The 3,415-nt window shown below is 57.8% G+C and carries 3 protein-coding genes; all 3 read right to left on the bottom strand.

From position 1 onward, the window contains the following. Positions 1–99: 99 nt before the first annotated feature. Entirely contained in the window at positions 100–321 is a 222-nt protein-coding gene (locus tag NFX52_RS29510; RefSeq protein ID WP_238385757.1) for a transposase, read from the bottom strand. Between the two features lie 202 nt (positions 322–523). Beyond that, positions 524–904, bottom strand: a complete 381-nt coding sequence (locus tag NFX52_RS29515; RefSeq protein ID WP_055401774.1) for a lysozyme inhibitor LprI family protein — start codon at positions 902–904, stop codon at positions 524–526. After that, entirely contained in the window at positions 901–2,823 is a 1,923-nt protein-coding gene (locus NFX52_RS29520; RefSeq protein WP_055401776.1) for a pesticin C-terminus-like muramidase, read from the bottom strand. The genes NFX52_RS29515 and NFX52_RS29520 overlap by 4 nt, the downstream gene beginning before the upstream one ends. Between the last annotated feature and the right edge of the window lie 592 nt (positions 2,824–3,415).

Here is a 3,415-nt window from a genome sequence, read left to right on the forward strand (position 1 = left end):
GGGTACGCCGCGTCGCATATCTCGGTGTCTCTGAATCTTTGAGCATGGTGTCCACGATGGTTTACGTGCACACGATCTTGCGAGATGTCGCGGGACTGTTCAAGGTGGTACGGCTGGTCGCTTACTGTCGATGCGCAAAGCGCCGACGTCGGTGAAGACGATCTTGGCGCTCTTGCCGTTGCGACGATTGGCGCCAGCCCCTTCGGGCTTGGCCTGACCGGGCGCATAGCACAGGTAGTGACTCATTTCGGCGCTCAGCACGCACTCCAATGCGGCCTTCTTGAACTGCTTGAAGATGCGCTCAAGCTCGGCCAACGTCACCGGCCCGGGGATCAGTTGTTCAAGTGCTGCGGCTGAGAGTTGCGGGTGCGCCGCTTGTTGACATGCTATGGCTCACACACAAAACTCATGACAGGCTCCCCCGAGCGCTCCACGAGCCCGTGACAGTTCAACTTGAATGGAATAGATATTGATGTTTGTCAGGCTGTGCCCTAAACACAAAATCTGTGAAGGGCTCTTCTCTTTACAGGGAGCGCTTGCGCCAGTCTTGCAGAAGGCGGATTCGCCGCTTGGTGGTGTGAATCTGGCACGACAGATAGAGTGACTGATACGCCGTCCCTCCCGCCGCGGCCGAGGCCTCGAAGTCGCAGTCATTGTCGCGTAAAGCGATCCATGACGTCTCTGCTTTCTTAAGCACTTCTTGCCTCTCAGGCGTCAGCTTTCTCCGGAGTTCGGCGTACGCAGAGTTCAGCGCCTTATCTGCCATCCCAAACTCGTCACCCAGGCATTCGTTGAGAGCATCGACTCGTTCAATCTTGTCACATCGGGTTGCGGCAACTGCACCCCCACCCGCCAACACCAGCAATATCGCCATCCAGATTCGCCAACTATCCACAACGCTCATTTGCTTCGCTCCTTCAACAGCAAGTTTGCCTCTGCACCAACTCGGCTCTTGTACCACTTGGCGGTCACATCATATGCACGCAAAGCAGTCTCAGCCTGTACCCAGCGCCCTTGCAGAGCTGCGCTATAGAAGCCCTGAGCCACTGAAGTCGCAGGCATTCCTACACCTTGATGGAATGTCCTCGAGAAAAGGACCGTTTGCTGTGCCCGCGTGAGATCGGCGAAGTTCTCTGTCGGATCCGAATCATTCCAAGCCTGAATTGCAGCGCCAAGATGCATCGCTTTTACGGCGAAGTCGATCTGCATGGCCTCAGCCCGAGTCACCGAGAGAGGGTTGTTGTTCAAGAAGTCAACCGCATCTGTTTTCGTCAAACTTGTGTAAGGGCGGAGCCTATCCTCCAAGTCCTTTGCAAAGCCAAGTTCCTTCAATTGCATTTTGTTCATCTGGCCGATGTCGTAGCCGGTAGCAATAGTGACACCGCTCCTGCCCAGAACCCGCCCATCCGACATAGGAACATAGCCCTTCAGCATTTGACCTCCTTCAAATTGCGCGACTGCCGAGAAGTCAATATTGGTGCCGAATTTTTCATTCAAAGCCTGGTATGTAACGATCTTCCCAGCATTCGTGACGAAGCGATCCGAGAGGATTTGGTCGTTGGTACGCAGAATGTTTCGCGCCGTTTGATTCAGCGAGCCGTTCTCACCAAAGTAGGCGGAAGCAATCGTCCTGGCCGTCGCCACCATGTCGTCTGGCAACTGCATATTGAGCGCTCTGGCAAGCGAGACGTCGACTACAAAATTCTTCATGCCCTCCGCAGTGCCCAGGTCATACCCTTCGTACTTGTTTGGCGTACCCTGAATTGGCGAAACGCTGCTCTCAAACGAGTCGGTGATCTCGATGTCACGCGCGCTGCCCCAAACACTGCCCATCGGATCAACATATGCCATCGTATGCAGGCGTGTGCCGTCAGCGTGGAGATTCAACTTTCTCGTCAGCTCAGACTCGATACTGACGTTGTCGTAGAGCCTATGCGAGAAAGCACCCGGTACCAGTCTATCTCCGAGCTCAGACTCCGCCCACTGTCCAGGACTCTGCATGCTGTCTGGCAAGCTGCTCTCCAGCGCGGTGCCGAATGCCTCAACAGCCCCGCCCTTCAAAGCCGACGCTTCTCTACCGGCCCGGTCCATCCGCGCAAAGTCTCCTGCAGTCAACGCTGGCTGGCCTGCAGGTTCTGCTATCCACTGACGGGTATCGGTGCCCATACCATCCCGACCCAGCGACTTCGCATCCACCTCACTGAGCCCCAAGCTCTTCACCCAGTCACTGGAGGGCTTTCCCCGCTGTTGCCCATCTTTCCCCACCTGGTTTTGATCTTGGCTTTGCTCGTGCCCCTTGGTTTTCACGCCTTGGAGCTTGTCGCCCAGCACTCCGCGCGAGAAGTCACTCGCAAACCCCGCCGTCGGGTCATCGCTGCCCGCGATCTTTACTGCGCTGCTGGCCGCGCGGCTGATCGGGTGCAGCAAGTTGGCTTCTTGCACGTTCAGGACTCCTGGCTCGCTCAGCTTCAGGCACTGTTCTTTCTCGAAGGTGATCAGCAAGGGCTTGGTGTGCACCAGGTTGATGCCCAGGCCTGCTGCGTTCTCAGGGGTGACGAGCAGGGGCTTGGTCTGTGTCAGCACCATCTGGGTCAGTATGGTGCTGGGGGTATGGTCGGTGAGAGCGAAGAGGGAGGTGCTGGCCGGGGCGGGGTCAGCATGGGGGTACTGGGAGTCGTGCAGGTCGTTGTCGCCGGAGCCATTGTCGGCAAAGGCGCCTGCGTTGTCCCGAGGCTGGTCTGGGAACAGCCGTGCGCTGTCGGCAGCGGGCGGGCTGGCCAGGTCGCCAGGGGCGTAGGTGGAGGCTGATGGGTTAACTTGCATGGCGTGCGACTGTGCCGGGCCAGCGGGTGCTGCGAAACTGGGAAGGCTCCTAGCTAGGGACGTTACTAGCTAGGAATGACCCCTACCTGGGGTGGGCTGGTGTGGTCAGCTGGGGGTGAAAGCAATAGGGCTGCAGGGGTTTTGAGACGAGCGCGAATTGCTATGAAATTATGAGCATCCTGCACACAGGGAGTACAGGGGATGAGACCGAGAGGCGTTACAAACTTTTACGCAGGCGGTGATGGACGGAATGAAGGGCGCTGGAGGCTGTGGGCGCAGTAGGAGCGCAGCCCACCAGGTGGTGACTCATCTCAGCACCCGACGCGCGCTCCGATACGCCTTCTTGAACTGCTGGAAGATGCCCTCAAGCTCGGCCGTTGTCACCGGACCGGGGACTAGTTGCTCAAGCACTACGGCTGAAAATCGCGGCTAAGCCGCCTTGTCCGCTACTGCGGTTGTCTTCCTCTTGCGTGGCATACATTCTCCCTGTTGACAGGCTATGCCTCACACAGAAAACTTCTGACAGTCTCCAAGAACCCGCACCGTTCTCACACACCGAACCCGCCCCTCACCCCGCCACCACCCGATTCCG

The sequence above is a fragment of the Acidovorax facilis genome (genome assembly GCF_023913775.1).
GTDB classification, from domain to species: domain Bacteria; phylum Pseudomonadota; class Gammaproteobacteria; order Burkholderiales; family Burkholderiaceae_C; genus Acidovorax; species Acidovorax facilis.

What these genes read in the sequence shown, in the direction of transcription:
- NFX52_RS29515 (WP_055401774.1), bottom strand. Translation starts at nt 904, where the DNA reads ATGAGCGTTGTGGATAGTTGGCGAATCTGGATGGCGATATTGCTGGTG.
- NFX52_RS29520 (WP_055401776.1), bottom strand. Translation starts at nt 2,823, where the DNA reads ATGCAAGTTAACCCATCAGCCTCCACCTACGCCCCTGGCGACCTGGCC.